The organism is Embleya sp. NPDC025285 (assembly GCF_055558835.1).
The window spans coordinates 1-16507 of record NZ_JBVHLU010000101.1 but is presented as its reverse complement, the minus strand read 5'-3'; the positions used below and the strand labels follow the sequence as shown (position 1 = coordinate 16507).

Here is a 16507-nt window from a genome sequence, read left to right as displayed (position 1 = left end):
CCACCACCCGAGCCCGCGCCGTCTCGACGAAGCCGGAGACCACCGATGGCCACTCGCCCGCACACCACCACGCGTCCCGTCCGCCGCCGCACCCGCACCACCCGAGGCCGCGGTGGCGACGGCGTCGATTTGACGACCCGCCTGACCGCCCGCGACCGGTGGCTCCTGCACGCGCTGTTCGACCACGACGTGTTCACCACCGCGCAGATCGCCCTCGCCACCGCAACCGGCACCCGCAGCACCCAGCGCACCCTGCGTCGCCTGTACGACCTGGGTGTCCTGGACAGCTTCCGTCCCTACCTCGAGGTCGGCTCCGCGCCCGAGCACTACACCCTCGGCCCCGCCGGCGCCGTCGTCCTGGCGGCCGAACGCGCCGTGGATCTGAAGGCGTTGGGGTGGCGGGCGGACCGCAGCGCCCGCATCGCCCACTCGCCGTGGCTGGGGCACGACGTCGCCCGCAACGACCTGATGGTGCGCCTGGCCGCCGACCACCACACGGACGCCGCGCGGCGGTTGACGTTGTGGGCGTGCGAGCGGGTGTGCGCGACGTTGTGGGGCGACCACGTCCACCCCGACGCCTACGCCCACTACCGCCGGCACCCGCCCGGCGACCCCGACCGAGGCGCGGGCCGGGGGGTGGCGTTCTTCCTGGAGTACGACACCGGGACCACCGCGCTCGCCCGCGTGGACGCGAAACTCGCCGGCTACGCGGGCCTGGCCGCCTCCACCCACCCGCCCACCCCCACGCTCGTGTTGATCCACACCTCCACCCCTCGTCGTGAGGCCGCCCTGCGCAACCGCCTCCAGCCCACTGCGACCACTCTGGGTGTGCCGGTGGCGACCAGCCACCACGCCCTCACCGACGGCGGATCCCCTTCCGACGCGGTGTGGTTGCCGCTCGCGGGCACCGCGGCGCGCACCGCCCTGCTCGAACTCCCCACCCACTACCGCCACCTGGGTCCGGCGCCCACGGCGCCCGGCACGTGGACGCCGGATCCCGACGACGAGTCCAACCCGGGCGCCCTGCGCTGGCCCCCGGCCCCGCCGCTGCCGCCGACGCGCGCCACCGCGCCGGGCCGGGGGAGGGGGTGACGTCGTGGCTGTTCTCGGGAGGGTCGCCCTGGGTTGCGGGGGCGCGTTCCTGGCCCTGGTCCTGCTCGCCGGAGCGATGGTGGCCGCCGTGGTCGACGCGATCGGCAATGCCTTGACCGGTGGGAACGTTGCCTCCTCGCTCGCCGACGCGAGCGACGAGGCCCGCCGCGACATCCCGCCCGCCTACCTGACCCTCTACCAACAGGCCGCCGGAACCTGCCCCGGCTTGTCCTGGACGGTGCTGGCGGCGATCGGCAAGGTCGAGACCGACCACGGTCGAAGCCCCCTGCCCGGGGTCGCCTCGGGGGCGAACGGCAGCGGTGCCCGCGGCCCGATGCAGTTCATCGACTCCACCTGGACCGCCTACAACCCCTCCGGGAGCGTCGGCAGCACCGGCGGGGCACCGGACGTGTACAACCCGGCCGACGCCATCCCCGCCGCCGCCCGCATGCTCTGCGCGGAAGGCGCCCGCGACGACCGCAACGTGCGCGGGGCGATCTTCGCCTACAACCACGCCGACTGGTACGTCACCCAAGTCCTGGACCAGGCCGCGAAATACGCCACGCCACCGGGCACCGATACCGCCCCGGGCGCGCCGAACGAGGCCATCGCCCGGGCGATCGCGTTCGCCCGCACCACCCTGGGCACCCCGTACGTGTGGGGCGGCGACGGCCCCGCCGAGGGCGGATACGACTGCTCAGGGCTGACCAGGGCCGCCTACGCCGCAGCCGGCATCACCCTGGAACGTGTCGCCCAGGACCAGTACTACTCCATGCCCCGCCTGGTGCCGGGGGCCCCGATCGCGCCCGGCGACCTGGTGTTCTACGGCACACCCGCGAACGTGCACCACGTCGGGCTGGCCATCGACGGCACCCGGATGATCGAGGCGCCGCGCCCGGGCGTCGCGGTCCGCGTCGCCGACATCCGTCACCGGGGCGACGACTTCCTCGGCGCGACCCGACCCGTGGCGCCACGATGAGGGTCGATCCGCTCCACCCCGCTTCCCCGACGGCGGTCGACGCCCTCGAGGCCGAGATCGCAGGCCTGCGCGCCCTGTTGGCGCGTCTGACGGCCGCGCTGATCGGCGTGGCGACCCTCGCCCTGGTGTTCACCGCCGTGAACGTCACCGACTTCGCCCGCGACCACGGGGTGTCGGGGTCGATCGCCTGGCTGCTGGACCCGATGCTCGCGCTCGCGTTGGCCATCGGCCTGCTCACCGACTCCCGCCTGGCGCAACACCGCGTCCGCCCACCCGCCTGGGGGAGCGTCCTGCGCTGGTACGCCGGCATCGCGACCCTGACCGTCAACACCTGGACCGCGTGGTGGCCCACCGGCCGCGTCGGCGTCCCCCGCGACGCGGACGCCGCGGCGGTGGTGCTGCACTCGATCCCACCGATCCTGCTGATGCTCCTGGCCGAGGCCGTCGCCGCCTACCGCCGCCGCATCACCGACCTCATCACCCACCTGACCGCGCTCCTCAACCGACCGGCCCCGACAACCCCGCCCGGCGCCCACACGCCCCCGCCGCCGGCACCGCCCTCTCCACCGGCACCCCCTCCACCGCCCGGCCCGGTCACGGCCGCGGACTTCGACCCGACCGAGGAACCGGACCCGCCCCAAGACGGCACGGTAGGCCTCTACCTGGCCGCGTGGCGCCTGGACCGACGCACCCGCGCCGAGACCGGACGACCGGCGTCCATCCGCCTCATCCGCCGCACCCTGCGCCTGAAGCAGGACCGCGCCGTCCACCTCCGCGCCTGGCTCAACGACCAACCACCACCCCCGCCGTGGGACGACCTGTGAGGGCGAGGACGGGCGCCACCGTGAGCATCACGCGTTTGCGGCTCGCCGGCCGGTGCCGCACCGGGTCCGTCGGTTCGGTGCGTGACCGGGATCGATCCGAGTGGCCGGCGGCCGACCACGGTCCGCACCCGTCCTCCGGCCGGCAGCGCCGCCGCTCCACGGGGAAGCGGCTCCTGTCATACCCAACCTGTAGGTGACACGAGCGTGCATCGCGATCGGGGCCCTTGCGCCGGACGCCTTCCGGCCCGGTCCGTTGTTTCGGGAGCACCCGCGGCTGGTACGTGCTCACGACCCTCCGACCCTACATGTGTCGTAGCATCGGAGGATGCTGTATACGACGCCTCCCCTGACGGCCGACGACCTGCGGGTGGTGGAGGAGATCGAGGCGTTCCGCGCCGAGTTCCGCCATCGCCTGGCCGAACCGCGCAGATGGGAGGGGCAACTCAGACGCTCCCTGACCGCGGCGGCGGTGCGCGGCTCCACGCACATCGAGGGCTACACGATCAGCCCCGAGGACGCCGAGACCCTGGTCGCCGGCGGAGAGATCTCCCCCGAGACCGACGACGCGACCCGAGGCGCCGTGACCGGCTATCGCGACGCCCTCACCTACATCCAACGGGCGTCCGGCTTCCGGATCTTCTCCTGGGACCACACGCTGCTCTCCGCCCTGCACTTCATGATGACCAGGACGGACGAGGAGACCCGGCCCGGCGAGTACCGCACCGGCGGGGTGTGGGTCTCCGGCGGCCCGAACCGCCCTCCCGTCTACACCGCCCCGGACCCCGAACAGGTCCCCGACCTGATGGCCGAGTTCCTCACCCGACTCGACCACGACGAACCGGACGCGCCCGCGCTCGTCCGCGCCTCGATGGCCCACCTCAACCTGGTCTCCATCCACCCCTGGCGCGACGGCAACGGACGCATGTCCCGCGCCGTGCACACCCTCGTCCTCGCCCGCGAGGGAGTCCTCGCCCCGGAATTCTCGAGCATCGAGGAATGGCTCGGCGCCGACGACTTCAACACCCGCGAGTACTACGCCGCGCTGCGCTCCGTCCAGGCCGGATCCTGGCAACCACGACGCGACGCCCACTCCTGGATCCGCTTCTGCCTCACCGCCCACCACCTCCAGGCCCAGGAGGTCGGGCGCCGCTTCGAAACCGCCGCCCGCCTGTGGTTCCGACTCGAAGCGATCGCCCACCGGCACGGCCTGGACGAACGCACCGTCTCCGCCCTGTACGCCGCCACCAACGGCACCCTGCGCCGCACCACCTACCAGGCCGAGGAAGCCCTCACCCGCGACCAGGCCCTCGGCGACCTGCGCACCCTGCGCCGCCTGGACCTCGTCCAAGCCGTCGGACACGCCCGCACCCAGCACTACCTCGCCGGCCCCGAAGTACGCCGGGCCCGGACCGAAACCCACGACGAGGTCCACGCGGACCTCTACCGCGAGCCCTACGGCAACTGACGTCCGTGGCAGGCCCGCAGCGGACACCGATGCGCGATCGTCTCGGGTTCGACGCGGCGGCTCCGTGCTCCGGGGCGGCGGCCGGTCCCCACCAGCCGCGTGGGGACCTCCCTGCCCCGCGTCCGGAACAGGACCGCGCAGTCCACTTCCGCGCCCGGTTCAACGACCGAAGCGCCGGCGCCCCCGGTGGGGCGGTGACCTGCGAGGGTAACGCCAGGCGTTACCCCGGGTAACACGTGTTACCCGCCCTCCCGACCGGTGCGCGGCGTCACGAAGTCCCTTGTGTGGCAGGCGGCTTGACTCATGGGGCGCACCAGAGTGTCCATGGAGCCGAGCCCGGGACGACGCGTAGGCCACGCGCCGGGCCACCCCGGCCGGGGACCCCGCTCACCACCGTCGAGACAGGGACCCCACCATGCCCGAGAACACCCGCACCCCCGCCGCCGAACGCCTGCGCGCGGCCATCGCCGAGACCGCCCCTCGGGGCGGGTTCACCGCGCCGGGGATGTCCGAGGCCACCGGCCTGGGCCGCTCCACCGTCACCAAGCTCCTGGTCCGTCTGGAGACCGAGGGGGCGGTACGCCGCGAAGCCGCCCCGAGCGTCGGCCACAAGCCGCAGCCCACCCGCTGGTACACCACCGCCCCGGCCGCCACCACCACGGCCACCGTCACCCCGCAGCCGGACCCGACCGTTGACGCCGCCGGCCCCGACGACCCCACGCCCGAGGCCGCCGAGACCGCCGGCGCCACGGGGAAGGGAGAGGCCGGCAACGGCGGCGGGACGCCGGAGGCCCAGGCCGCGCAGACGCCCGCGAACGAGGACACCGAAGCCACGGACACCCAGGAGATCGTTCCGGAGCCGGAGGCGCCCGTGTCCGGCGCGGCCGCAGAGAGCGGGGAAGCGGCCGAGCGAACCGAGGAGGCGGTGCCGGCCGGGCCCCCGGTGCGCACGGAAGGCGCGGGCGTTCGGTTGCGGCCCGGCGCGCTGCGGGACCAGGTGCGGTCCCACCTCCTCGCCCGCCCGCAGGCCGAGTTCACGGCCACCGAGGTGGCTCGCGTTCTGGGGCGCAGTTCCGGCGCGGTGGCCAACGCCCTGGCCACGCTCACCGAACACGGCGACACGGTCCTGGCCTGCCCCAAGCCGCGCCGTTACCGCGCCTCCGCGCCCACCGGCGTCGCCTCCGCGCCGGCCTCCGTGCCGGACGACACGCCCTGACCCGCGACGGCGGGCGCCCCGTGATCGGGCGCCCGCCCTCCCCACCCCACCCCGTTCCACTCCAGCCCGGCCCTTTCGCATCGGCGATCGCAGGGAGAAGCCTGATGACCACCGTCCACGAGCACGATCTCGACACGTTCGCCGCCCGCATGGCGCGTCACGACGACCGGATGGCTGCCGCCGCGCGGGAGTTGGCCGACGTGTACGCCGCCACGTTGGGCCACCTCGCCGGGCCCGACGCCCACGTCCTCGCCGTCCCCTACGAGCCGGACCACCGCCGCGACCCGGATCCGGTCCGGGACCCGCGCCTGTACGTGGTGGACGCCTTCGGGCGACCCGTCCTGCGGTTGCGCGACGGCGAGATCCCCGCCGTCACCGATGTGCGACTGCGCGCGTATTGGGGTGGCGTCGACCTCACCCGCCGCGCCGCGCACGCGGGGATCCTCGACCGACTGCGGCGCATGGGCGGAGTGTTCCCTCGATTCGATTCGCTGCCCGACGTGCGCGTCGGACTGCCGATCTCCACCACGGCCCTGGCCACGGCCGGCGGCGCCCGCCTGCTTACGCGAGCGGAAGCCCCTTGTCTGGACGCCTTCGAGGCGGCCGAGGACATGTTCCGCACGGCGACCGACACCCTGATGCGCCACGTCGCCGACACCATCACCGGGTCCCTGCCCGACGCGGCCTACCTGCTCCTGGCGGTCCACGACGACCACGACCACAGCCACGAGGACACCTACCCCAAGCGCGTCCTCGACGAGCACGGCGAGACCCTCCTCGACTTCGACCTCAAGCACGAACAGGTCGACCTCCGCGACCTCGACCACCCCACCCGCACCGCGTGGGGCACCCGCACCGCCCTCGACTTCGCCATCCTGCGCCACACGCTCCAACGACTGCACCGCCGACTGGCCGTCTTCGACGAACTCCCCACCGACCTGCGCAGGAGCGAATACGACGACAGGTGGTACTGCGTGACGCTGCGCCCCGACGTGCGGGTGGAGGTCGACGACGCGCACACCGGCCGCGATCGTCTCGCCTACGAGCCGGTGGTCCGCCCCTACCGCCCCCGACCCGCCTGACCGCTTCCTTCCGGCCGCCGCGCCCCGCCCGCGCCGCGACCGAGCACGACCCCGTGCGCGGCTTCGCCCGCGCACGGGGTCACTTCTCGTCGGTGGGGGCTGGCGCGCTCGTGTGGGGGCCGGCTACGGTTGGCTCGTACACCTCGAACAGGTGCCAGCCGCCTGTGAGTTGGGTAGTGGTGGCGATCATGTCGTGGATGCCGCCGTTCTGATCCCTCACGCGGTGGGTGGCGACCGGGGTCAGCAGTTCGAGGTCCTGGCTGTGCCAGTGCGTCCGCGCGTCGGGCAGCAGGAGCAGCGCCTCCACCATGGCCTTGACGGTCTTGTCGGACGGCCGTCGGATCCACAGGTCCCGAGCCCGTGCCACCGCCGCGTCCCGCAGCCGTGCGACGTCGAGGAACCGTTGCGCGGCGTTCGGGCCGAACGCCCACAGCAGGGCGTTGGTCCACGGCCCGTCGTCGGAGGGCCCCAGCCACGTGCGGAACGTCGTGGTGGCGTCGACCAGGTTCATCGCGTGGTCGAGCAGGGCCGCCGGTCGGGGTTCGAGGCGGGTCAGGAGTTCGCGGTACAGGTCCTCGGGTACGGGGTCGGGGTCGTGGGGGCCGCCGCAGAACGGCGTGGCCAGCAGGGTGAGTCGCCAGCGTTCGGCCTCGGACATGTGGAGCCTGTCGGCGACGCGCCGCAGCATCCGGGGCGGCGGGACCCGGTGTTCGCCGCGTTCGAGGGTGGCGTACCAGCGGGTGCTGACGCCCGCGAGAGCGGCGATGTCGTTCTGGCGCAGGCCCGGGGCGCGGTGGCCGGCGCGTTCGTCCAGGTGCACCTCGGCCGGTTCGATCCGGGCCCGGCAGGTGGTGAGCAGGTGGTTCAGGTCCTCGCGGCGTATCTCGTCGACGTCCATGACGTGTTCCCCCCTCGGTCGCGACGCGACTCGGCCGCGTCGTCCGAAAATCGATGTGCGGGTTCCTTCGGCGTTCTCGAGCCCCTCTCGCCCCTCGCGTCACATCCTGTCACTGAACGGTTACCCGAGTCACCCCTGTTTGCGCAGGTGGAAGCACATCCGATCGGCGGGCACCGTCGAATCGGCACGATCAGGGAGGCAAGATCACGTTGGCACGACAACGGCATGCACGCCCGCGCCCTACCGCTTTCTTCGCAGGTCAGGGACTATGTGTGATCCGTCGTCACGGTCGCGGAGGCACCGACCGCGCGACGGCTGTGGGGGAGAGGAAACGGAACATGCGCGGCGCGGTGACGGTATTCGGCCTGGCGGCCGCACTTGTCGCGATCACCGGATGCGACTCGAACGACCCCTCCGGAAAGAAGAAGGTGGTCGCACCTTCCGGCACGACGAGCTCGTCGCCGCCGTCGTCCGCGGCGGAATCGGCCCTCCAGGCATACCGAGGCATGTGGTCGGCCGTTGTCCACGCGCAACTCACCTCGGACTATCAATCGCTCGAAATGCCCCGCTACGCGGCCCAACAGGCGCTGAGCTACTTCGTCGTCACCACGAAAGACAGCCACGACAAGGGCATCGTCGCCAAGGGCGAGCCGACCATCGCCCCGCGCGTGACCCGCGAGACCGTCGATTCGGTGACCATCGAGGACTGCGTGGACGACTCCAAGTGGCTGAACTACTCGGCAACCACGGGAAAACCGGTCGACGACGTTCCCGGAGGACACCACCGTGGTGAGGCGGTGGTCACCAAGACCCCGGACGGCTGGAAGGTCACCCACCTGACCCTCGAAGGAGTGGGCACGTGTTAGCGGCCCGAACAGCGGTCATCGCGGCGGCCGCCGCGCTCCCCCTGATCCTGGCCATCTCATCGGCCCACGCGGACGGCCGCATCGGCACCGGAACAGGGAACGTCACGTGCAGTGAATCCGAGTGCACTATCAACGCCGGAAACGGCCCCGGAACGAGTACTCCCGGGACGGGAGGTGCGAAGCCGGCGGGAACGGGGGGTCAGAACACGGACGCCCCGTCGGGGCGTTCGATTGTGCAGCCTCCTGCTTGGGGTCCGGGGCCGGGTCCGCGGTTGGGGTCGCCGTTGGCTCCTGGTGGGCAGCCGCCTCCTGCGCCGCCGTCGCCGCAGGAGGTGGCGCAGACGGCGGTGTCGCAACTTCATCTGCCCTCGCCGGTGATCGCGATGAATCCCATCGCCGAGCAGATCGTGAACGTTCCCACCTGGTTGTGGATCGCTCCGGCGTCGTGGGCTCCGGTGTCGGCGACCGCCGCCGTGCCGGGGGTGTCGGTGACCGCGACGGCGACTCCGCAGAAGGTGACGTGGTCGATGGGCGACGGCTCCACTATCGATTGCGTGGGGCCGGGGACCGTGTACTCGCCACGGTTCGACCCGGCGTCCGCGTCTCCGGACTGCGGTCACACCTACACGCGTTCGTCGGCGTCGCAGCCGGGTGCTGCGTACGCGGTGTCGGCGACGATCACGTGGTCGGTGGCGTGGGCCGGTGCCGGGCAGGCCGGGGTGGTGCCGGGGATGCAGACCACGGCGCAGGTGAACGCGCGGGTGGCGGAGGTCCAGGCCGTGATCGTGGACTACCGCCCCTGACCTCTCTTTCCCGATCCGACGACACGACCGATTCGTTCGACGAACGAGCAGACATTGATGGGAGGCGAGTTGTGGGTACCCCCTTGCCCGAATCGCCCGCGCGGGGTGTGAACGGCTCCCGGACACGCGGCTCCGCCGGGCGGACGGCGCCCGGCGAGGTGAGCCGAGGCGCGGCGAGGAAGGCACCGGCAGCGGTGGGTGAACGGCGCCGCAGGCACGGCTGGTTGTGGGGCGGGATCGCGCTGGTCGTCGTGGCCGGCTTGGTGTTCGCCCTGCTGGCGCAGCGCCTGGGGGATCGGCACGCGGTCCTGGCGTTGTCGCGGCCGGTTCCCGCCGGGCAGGTGATCGCGGACGGGGACCTGCGCCGGGTCCAGGTGGCCGAGGACGGCGGCCTGGGGCTGTTTCGCGACGGTGACCGCGCGCAGGTCGTCGGCCGTGTCGCCCTGGTGCCGTTGGAGGCGGGCGCGTTGCTGCAGCGCTCCTTCGTCGGCGACGCCCAGGCGTTCCCGCCCCCGGGTCGGGCCGTGGTGTCGGTGTCGGTCAAGCCGGGCGGTGCCCCCGCTCAGATACGTGAGGGGCAGCGGGTGGCGGTGATCGAGGCCGCGCAGCCGGCCGCCGCCGCGGGCGCCGCGCCGGCGGCTGTTCTTCCTGCGGCGCGGGTGGTGGCCACGGTGGTCACCGTGGGTGGGGCGGCCGTGAACTCGCAGGATTTCGCGGTGAGTCTGTTGGTGGATATTCCCGCGTCGCGGGTGGTCACGGCGATGCGTGAGCCGCGTCTGGTGTTGTTGCCGGCGTCGACGTCCGAGGTGCCGTGATGCGGCGGATGGTGGTGGTGGCGTCGGTGAAGGGCGCGCCCGGGGCGACGACGACCGCGCTGGCCCTGGCCACCCAATGGCCCACCGCCGACAACGAAGCACCCCGGGGACGCGGCCGGCCGGCGCCGACGGGCACGTCCGCCTCGGACGGGGCCGGCGTGCGTCTGTTGCTGGAGGCGGACCCCTCCGGTGGTGACGTGGCCGCGTGGCGCGGCCTGTCGCAGAGCCCCGGCCTGCTGGACCTGGCCGCGGCGGTGCGCCACGGTTCGGATTCGGGCGATTTGATCGCCCGATGGGCCCAACCCCTCGCGGAACCGGGCGCGTTGCTGGTGCCGGCCCCCGCGAGCGCGGCGCAGGCCCGTGCCGGCAGTGAACTTCTCTCGCGTGCCTCGTTCGCCGCCGTGCGCGCGTCGAACGAGGCCGCGTCGTCGGGGGTGTTGGTCGTCGACGTCGGCCGGCTCGGCCCGGTCGAAACATCCTGGGCGGGCGCGGCCGACGCTCTCGTCCTGGTCTGCAAGGGCGGCGTCGACGCGCTTGCGCACGTTGCCGCGGCCATCGAGGACCTCAAGGCGGCCGCGTCGTGGATGTGCCTGGCCGTGGTGGGCCCCTGCCCCTATCCGATGGCGGAGATCGCCCGGAACCTCGGGCTCGACCGCGTCCAGCACCTGCCGTGGGACCCGGACGCGGTCGACGCGCTCCGACGCGGGACCCCGCCGCGCCGCCGTCGCGGGCGCCACACGCTGCCGGCGGCGATGGAGGACCTGATTCGCGAGGTCCGCCGCCACGTGGAACTCCCCGCCGCCCGGCCGGCCGCGCCGGCCTCGGTCGAATCGCCGACGCACGGATGGGAACCCCACCGATGAGCATCCCCGAGGACCCGGCCCATCTGCCGTGGGTGGGCCACGAGCAGACACCGGGCAGTGACGAACAGGCCTACGCGGGCGCGCTGCGGGCGCGGATCGGGCCTCGGATGACCGCGTACGCGCAGAGTCTGGAGGATGCGGGTCGGCCGCCGCAGACGGTGGCGGAGCGCGAGGAGACGGTGCGCAGGCTCCTCGCCTCCGAACTCGCCGCCGACACCTCCGCGAGCCTGCAGGCCGGGCGGGCGCCGCTGGACGAGTTCGCCGAGGCCCGGGTGACCCGCCTGGTCGTGGACGGCCTGTTCGGTCTGGGCGGTCTGGAGCGGCTGTTGCAGAACCCGTCGATCGAGAACATCAACGTCAACGGCTACGACAAGGTGTTCGTCACCTACGCGGACGGCCGCAAGGAACGCGTCGAGCCCTTCGTCGGCTCCGACGAGGAACTGGTCGAACTGCTGCGCACGGTCGCCGCCCGGGCGGGCGCGGAGGAGCGGCGGATCGACCGCACCCAGCCGAGCCTGAACCTGCAACTGCCCGACGGCAGCCGCCTGCACGCCCTGATGTACCTGACACCCCGCGTGTCCGTATCGATCCGCCGGCACCGCTTCCCGAAGGTGACGCTCGACGCCCTGGAGAACCTCGGGGTGTTCGACCGGGACCTGAAGGACCTGCTCGGCGCCCTGGTGCGGGCCCGGATGAACATCCTGGTCGCGGGCGGCACCAACACCGGCAAGACGACCCTGCTGCGTGGCCTGGTGTCGGAGATTCCGCCGGAGGAGCGGTTGATCACGATCGAGGACACGTTCGAGCTCGGCCTGGACAAGGACGAGAAGGCCCATCCCGACGTCGTCGCGATGCAGGCCCGTGAGGCGAACCTGGAGGGCGTCGGGGAGGTCGACCAGGCCGAGTTGGTCCGCAAGGGCCTGCGGATGGCCCCGGACCGGGTGATCGTCGGCGAGATCCGCGGTTCGGAGGTCGTGCCCGCCTGCAACGCGATGAGTCAGGGCAACGACGGTTCGCTGTCCACGATCCACGCGTCGACGTCGGCCGGGGTGTTCGCGAAGCTCGCCGCGTATGCCGCGCAGTCGCCGGAGCGGTTGTCGATGGAGGCGACGAACCTCCTGGTCGCGGCCGCCGTCGACTTCGTCGTCCACGTGACCTGGTCCACCGACCATTGCCGTGTCGTCGACTCCGTGCGGGAGATCGTCGGCGCCGACGGCCCCCAGGTGATCTCCAACGAGATCTACCGGCCCGGCCCGGACCTGCGCGCGATCCCGGCGACGCCGGTGCGCGCGGAGACCGCGGCGCGCCTGGCCCGCGTCGGCTGGCAGCCCGGTAACGCCGGCTATCCCGGCCCCGGTTGGGCGGGCCGCCGATGAACGCCACGGTGCTGCTGTGCGGCCTGCTCGGCATGGCCGCCGCCGGCGGTCTCGTCCTGGCCGTCGCCGGATGGCGCGGTACCGCCGTGCGTTCGGAACCCGAGACCGTCAGGCCCACACCCCGCTGGCTGCTCACCGTGCGGGAGATCCTGCGTCACCAGCGCCTGGTCGTCGGCGCCGTCGCCGCGGGGGTCGTGGCCGGGGTGTTGACCGGCTGGCCGGTCGGCGGACTGCTGGTCACGATCGCCGTCCTGCTGGTGCCCCGCATCGTCGCCCCGGACCGGGGTGCGAAGGACCGGACGGAGCGGATCGAGGCGGTCGCGGTGTGGACCGAGATGCTCCGCGACACTCTCTCCGCCGCCGCAGGCCTGGAGCAGGCCCTGCGGGCCACCGCCACCGCCCCGCCATTGGCGCTGGAGACTCCGGTGCGCGCGTTGGCGGGGCGGATCGAGGCGGGGGAGCGCCTGCCGGACGCGCTGCGGGCGTTCGCGGACGACGTCGACGACCCCACCTGCGACCTGGTCGTCACCGCCCTGGTCCTGGCCGCCGAACGCCAGGCCCGCCAACTCGCCGCCCTGCTCGGCACCCTGGCGGAGGCCGCGCGCGAGCAGGTCGTCATGCGCCTCAAAGTCGACGCCGAGCGCACCCGCGTGCACAGCAGCGTGCGCATCGTCGTCGCCACCACCCTGACCATGGCGGCCGGGCTCGTCCTGCTCAACCGCACCTACCTCGACCCGTTCGACACCGGAACGGGCCAACTCGTCCTCGCCGCCGTCGGCGCCCTGTTCGGGCTCGCCTTCGCGTGGATGGCGCGAATCGCCGCGATCCCCGCACCCGCCCGCCTCCTCCACAACCCCACCACACCCACCACCACGTCCGCCGCGTCGCGGGAGGCGATGTCCTCGTGATCTGGGCCATGCTCCTCGGCGCCCTCGCCGGCACCGGCGTCCTCGTCGCCCTCAAGGCCGCGTTCCCACCCCGCGTACCCCTGTCCGAAGCACTCGCCGCCCTGCACCGCCCGGCCGCGCCCGCCCCCGTCGCCGACGCCGAAAGCGAGGGCTGGTCCGCCCGCGCCGGACGCGTCCTGGTCCCCGCCCTCCTCGCCCTGGGACTGCCGAACACCACGCTGCGCCGAGATCTGCGCGTGGTGGGCCGCAGCGTGGAGCGCCACCTCGCGGAGAAGGCCGCCGCGGGTGTCGCCGGGTTGTTGATCCCGCCGCTGTTCCTGGGTGTGCTCACCGCCGGGGGAGCCGTCGACGGCGGCATCGTGATGCCGGTGGGGGCGGCCCTGCTGCTGGGTGTCGCCCTGTTCCTGGCCCCGGACGCGGACGTGCGCGCCAAGGCACGGGCCCGGCGCGCAGAGATGCGCCACGCCCTGTCCGTCTTCCTCGACCTGACCGTCGTCTCCCTGGCGGGCGGCGCGGGTGTGGACCAGGCCCTCCACGACGCCGCGTCCGTGCCTCGCGGCTGGGCCGCCAATCAACTGCGCGGCGCGCTGTCGACCGCGGCCCTGACACGAACGGCCCCGTGGGAGCCGCTGGCCCGGCTCGGCGAGGAGCTGGACGTGCGCGAACTCCAGGAACTCGCCGCGACCGTCGCCCTGGCGGGTTCGGAGGGCGCCAAGGTCAAGGCCTCGCTGACGTCGAAGGCGGTGAGCATGCGCACCCGGCAACTCACCGACGCCCAAGGCGCCGCGAGCGCGGCCACCGAACGCATGACCCTGCCGCTGGCCGTGCTGTTCCTGGGCTTCCTGCTGTTCATCGGCTACCCCGCCGTCTCCGCGGTCACCAACGGCCTGTGACGAACCCGACTCCCGACCACCCCGACCGCTCGACCCGCACGCAAGGAAGGCACCGATGACCACCGAGAACACCCCAGCTCCGGGCGACGACGAGACCCCCGCCCCCGAACCGGCCGAGCCCGCCGCCGGCTTTCGTGCCTCGGCGCGGGTTCTGTGGCGGCGGTTGCGCACGGAGGACGACGGCTACACCACCGAGACGATCATCGTCACCGCGACGCTCCTGGCGATTGCGATCGCCGTCCTGGTGATCCTGCGGGGCAAGATCATCACGAAGGTGAACAGCATCAACTTCGGCATGGACACCGTCGACGGAACTGCGCACACGGCGGTCTCCGCCGCCCACGCGTTCGTCGCCCACGCCGTCGTCGCGTTTCTGTAGCCGCCATGCCCACCACGACAACGCCTCGTCGTCCGCATCGCCCGGCCCTCGATTCCGGGCCGGTCGCCTCGCGTTCCGGGCTCGGCCCGGGGCGCGTTCGTCTCACTCGCGCCCGGCTTCGCGACGACTCGGGCGGGGTGAGCGCCGAACTCGCCGTGATCACGCCGCTGCTGATGCTGATCCTGCTGTTGATCGTGCAGTTCGCGTTGGCCATGCACGCGCAACACGTGGCGCAGGCCGCCGCCTCCCGCGCCCTGGCGCAGGCCCGCGCGGACGGCGGAACGGCGGCGGCGGGGCAGGCGCGGGCGGAGTCGGTCCTGGCCGCGATTGGTGGTCGCACGCTGCAGAACCCGTCCGTGCAGGTGACCCGCGACGGCTCCACCGTGCGCGTGGTGATCAGGGGCAGCACCGTCTCGGTCGTCCCCGGCATGCACCCCGGGATCAAGGCCGTCGTCTCCGGGCCCGTCGACACCTTCCGGCCCGACATCCGCGAACCTGCGACCTCCGACGCGAGGCGATGACCGATGCCCTCGACCCGAGCCCGCCGCGCCTCCGACGCCGTGCGCCGCCGCGTCGTGCTGCTGCGTGCGCGGCCCGATGCCGGTTCGATCACCGCCGAACTCACCGTCCTGCTGCCGCTCCTGGTCATGATCCTGCTCCTGGTGGTCGCCGCCGGACGCCTGGCAGGCAATCGGATCGAGGTCAAGGACGCCGCCCACCAGGCCGCACGCGCGGCATCACTGGCCCGGGACCCGATCACCGCCCGCAGCCGCGCCGAAAGCACCGCGCGCAGCGCCCTCGCCTCCGCCGGACTCTCCTGCAGCAAAGTCGGCGTGAGTGTGGACGTCTCCTCGTTCGCGCCCGGCGGCGTCGCCCGAGTCACCGTCCGCTGCGCCGTGGACCTGGCGGACGTGACCGCGTTCGGGTTGCCGGGCAGCCGCACGCTCTCGGCCACCGCCGCCACGTCTGCCGTCGACATCCACCGCGGTACGTCCGGCACCCCGGGGAGTGCACGATGACCCCACGAGTTGCGATCGCCCGCCTGCGCGCCCGGCTTCGCCGCGCGGACCCCGCCGGCGACGAGGGGCGCATCACCGCGTTCGTCGCCGCGATGATCGCCGGACTGTTGTTGTGTGCCGGTCTGGTCCTGGACGGCGGGCTCGCGCTGGCGGCGAAGACCGATGCCCTGGACGCGGCGCAGGAGGCCGCCCGTTCCGGCGCCCAGGCCCTGGACCTGGCGGCCGCCCGGGGCACCGGCCCCGCCACCGTCGATTCGGCGAAGGCCCGCCGAGCCGCCCTGGATTCCCTTGCCGGTGCCGGATATCAGGGCACCGCCACCGTGACCGGTGCCCGGGTCACGGTTCATGTGACCCACAAGCAGCGCACGCAGATCCTGACTCTGGCCGGGGTCTCGCAGATTACGGTCACGGCGTCGGCGACGGCCGAGGCACAGCGCGGCGTCCTCACCAAAAACGACTCCCGCCCGGGGGACACACCATGACGACGACCCGTCCCACCGGACCCCGCCGCGTACGGAACGCGGTCGCGTCCATCACGCGGCTTCTGTTCGGCGCCGCCGGCCTCGCCGTGCTCACGGTCGGCATCCCGTGGTTGCTCGTGCGTTTCGTCGGCAACCCGAACCCCTGGCATCGCGGGGAGGGTTGGGGTTCCCCGAGCCAGGCCTGGGACAACCTCTCCCAGCCGATCGAGGACGACACCCTCATCCGGCTCCTGGCCGTGATCGCCTGGATCTGCTGGTTGGCGTTCGCCCTCAACATCCTCGGCGAACTCGGCTGGTACGCCCGCCGCCTGCCGGCCCTGGCCGCCGATACCGGGGCCCGGGCCGCGCACGCCGCGCACCTGGCGGAGCTGCCCGCCTATCGCATGGTCGCGGCCGTCCTGGTCGGCGGCGTGATGCTCACCGTCCTGGCGATGTGGCGCACCGGCGCCACCGCGGCGGGGGGCCCCGCCCCCCCCCCCCCCCCCACCCCCCCACCCCCCGGAAGCCCCCCCCCCAACCTGAAGAGAACCCATCCTCACCCCCGCCA

At 73.2% G+C, this 16507-nt stretch carries 19 protein-coding genes and 1 pseudogene; 18 read left to right on the top strand and 2 right to left on the bottom strand.

The window, feature by feature from the left end; all coding sequences use genetic code 11:
• Positions 1–45: 45 nt before the first annotated feature.
• The 6 genes from ACZ4FV_RS41920 (at position 46) to ACZ4FV_RS41895 (ending at position 6658) form a co-directional block, all read left to right on the top strand.
• Positions 46–1092, top strand: a complete 1047-nt coding sequence (locus ACZ4FV_RS41920; protein WP_465325971.1) for a replication-relaxation family protein — start codon at positions 46–48, stop codon at positions 1090–1092.
• Between the two features lie 4 nt (positions 1093–1096).
• Positions 1097–2071 (top strand): C40 family peptidase, encoded by a 975-nt coding sequence (locus ACZ4FV_RS41915; protein WP_465325969.1) that lies wholly within the window; start codon positions 1097–1099, stop codon positions 2069–2071.
• On the top strand, positions 2068–2895 hold the full coding sequence (locus ACZ4FV_RS41910; protein ID WP_465325967.1) for a hypothetical protein: 828 nt from the start codon (positions 2068–2070) through the stop codon (positions 2893–2895). The genes ACZ4FV_RS41915 and ACZ4FV_RS41910 overlap by 4 nt, the downstream gene beginning before the upstream one ends.
• A 325-nt stretch (positions 2896–3220) precedes the next feature.
• Positions 3221–4360 carry a Fic family protein gene (locus tag ACZ4FV_RS41905; RefSeq protein ID WP_465325965.1) on the top strand — a complete coding sequence of 380 codons (1140 nt, stop codon included), beginning with the start codon at positions 3221–3223 and terminating at the stop codon, positions 4358–4360.
• Positions 4361–4775: 415 nt separating this feature from the next.
• A complete protein-coding gene (locus tag ACZ4FV_RS41900; protein ID WP_465325963.1) occupies positions 4776–5576 on the top strand; it encodes a hypothetical protein in 801 nt (266 codons plus the stop codon).
• A gap of 104 nt (positions 5577–5680) precedes the next feature.
• The gene (locus ACZ4FV_RS41895) at positions 5681–6658 is read left to right on the top strand and encodes a hypothetical protein (RefSeq protein WP_465325961.1); all 978 of its coding nucleotides are present in this window, start codon (positions 5681–5683) and stop codon (positions 6656–6658) included.
• Between the two features lie 79 nt (positions 6659–6737).
• Here the strand turns inward: ACZ4FV_RS41895 and ACZ4FV_RS41890 are convergent, their stop codons facing one another.
• Entirely contained in the window at positions 6738–7556 is an 819-nt protein-coding gene (locus ACZ4FV_RS41890; protein WP_465325959.1) for an MmyB family transcriptional regulator, read from the bottom strand.
• Between the two features lie 338 nt (positions 7557–7894).
• Between ACZ4FV_RS41890 and ACZ4FV_RS41885 the strand changes: the two genes are divergently transcribed.
• Positions 7895–8422, top strand: coding sequence for a hypothetical protein (locus ACZ4FV_RS41885; RefSeq protein ID WP_465325957.1), 528 nt, complete (start codon positions 7895–7897; stop codon positions 8420–8422).
• Positions 8423–8780: 358 nt separating this feature from the next.
• On the opposite strand, the gene ACZ4FV_RS41880 is transcribed toward ACZ4FV_RS41885, so the two are convergent.
• Positions 8781–8966, bottom strand: a complete 186-nt coding sequence (locus ACZ4FV_RS41880) for a hypothetical protein (protein WP_465325955.1) — start codon at positions 8964–8966, stop codon at positions 8781–8783.
• A gap of 121 nt (positions 8967–9087) precedes the next feature.
• Here ACZ4FV_RS41880 and ACZ4FV_RS41875 point away from each other — a divergent pair, with 121 nt between their 5' ends.
• The 11 genes and pseudogenes from ACZ4FV_RS41875 to ACZ4FV_RS41825 form a co-directional block, all read left to right on the top strand.
• Positions 9088–9225: a hypothetical protein gene (locus tag ACZ4FV_RS41875; protein WP_465325953.1), complete on the top strand. Its 138-nt coding sequence runs from the start codon at positions 9088–9090 to the stop codon at positions 9223–9225.
• A gap of 194 nt (positions 9226–9419) precedes the next feature.
• Positions 9420–10040, top strand: coding sequence for an SAF domain-containing protein (locus ACZ4FV_RS41870; RefSeq protein WP_465325951.1), 621 nt, complete (start codon positions 9420–9422; stop codon positions 10038–10040).
• Positions 10040–10903, top strand: a complete 864-nt coding sequence (locus ACZ4FV_RS41865) for a hypothetical protein (protein WP_465325949.1) — start codon at positions 10040–10042, stop codon at positions 10901–10903. The genes ACZ4FV_RS41870 and ACZ4FV_RS41865 overlap by 1 nt, the downstream gene beginning before the upstream one ends.
• Entirely contained in the window at positions 10900–12279 is a 1380-nt protein-coding gene (locus ACZ4FV_RS41860; RefSeq protein WP_465325947.1) for a CpaF family protein, read from the top strand. Before ACZ4FV_RS41865 ends, ACZ4FV_RS41860 begins: the two co-directional genes overlap by 4 nt.
• Positions 12276–13187: a type II secretion system F family protein gene (locus tag ACZ4FV_RS41855; protein ID WP_465325945.1), complete on the top strand. Its 912-nt coding sequence runs from the start codon at positions 12276–12278 to the stop codon at positions 13185–13187. Before ACZ4FV_RS41860 ends, ACZ4FV_RS41855 begins: the two co-directional genes overlap by 4 nt.
• Entirely contained in the window at positions 13184–14080 is an 897-nt protein-coding gene (locus ACZ4FV_RS41850; protein WP_465325943.1) for a type II secretion system F family protein, read from the top strand. The genes ACZ4FV_RS41855 and ACZ4FV_RS41850 overlap by 4 nt, the downstream gene beginning before the upstream one ends.
• Positions 14081–14135: 55 nt before the next feature.
• A complete protein-coding gene (locus tag ACZ4FV_RS41845; RefSeq protein WP_465325941.1) occupies positions 14136–14459 on the top strand; it encodes a hypothetical protein in 324 nt (107 codons plus the stop codon).
• A gap of 137 nt (positions 14460–14596) precedes the next feature.
• The gene (locus ACZ4FV_RS41840) at positions 14597–14980 is read left to right on the top strand and encodes a TadE/TadG family type IV pilus assembly protein (protein WP_465325938.1); all 384 of its coding nucleotides are present in this window, start codon (positions 14597–14599) and stop codon (positions 14978–14980) included.
• Between the two features lie 3 nt (positions 14981–14983).
• Positions 14984–15478 (top strand): TadE/TadG family type IV pilus assembly protein, encoded by a 495-nt coding sequence (locus tag ACZ4FV_RS41835; protein WP_465325936.1) that lies wholly within the window; start codon positions 14984–14986, stop codon positions 15476–15478.
• Positions 15475–15960, top strand: coding sequence for a pilus assembly protein TadG-related protein (locus ACZ4FV_RS41830; protein WP_465325934.1), 486 nt, complete (start codon positions 15475–15477; stop codon positions 15958–15960). The genes ACZ4FV_RS41835 and ACZ4FV_RS41830 overlap by 4 nt, the downstream gene beginning before the upstream one ends.
• Positions 15957–16507 (top strand): annotated as a pseudogene (locus tag ACZ4FV_RS41825) (hypothetical protein); the annotation flags it as partial. The gene ACZ4FV_RS41830 and the pseudogene ACZ4FV_RS41825, both read left to right, overlap by 4 nt.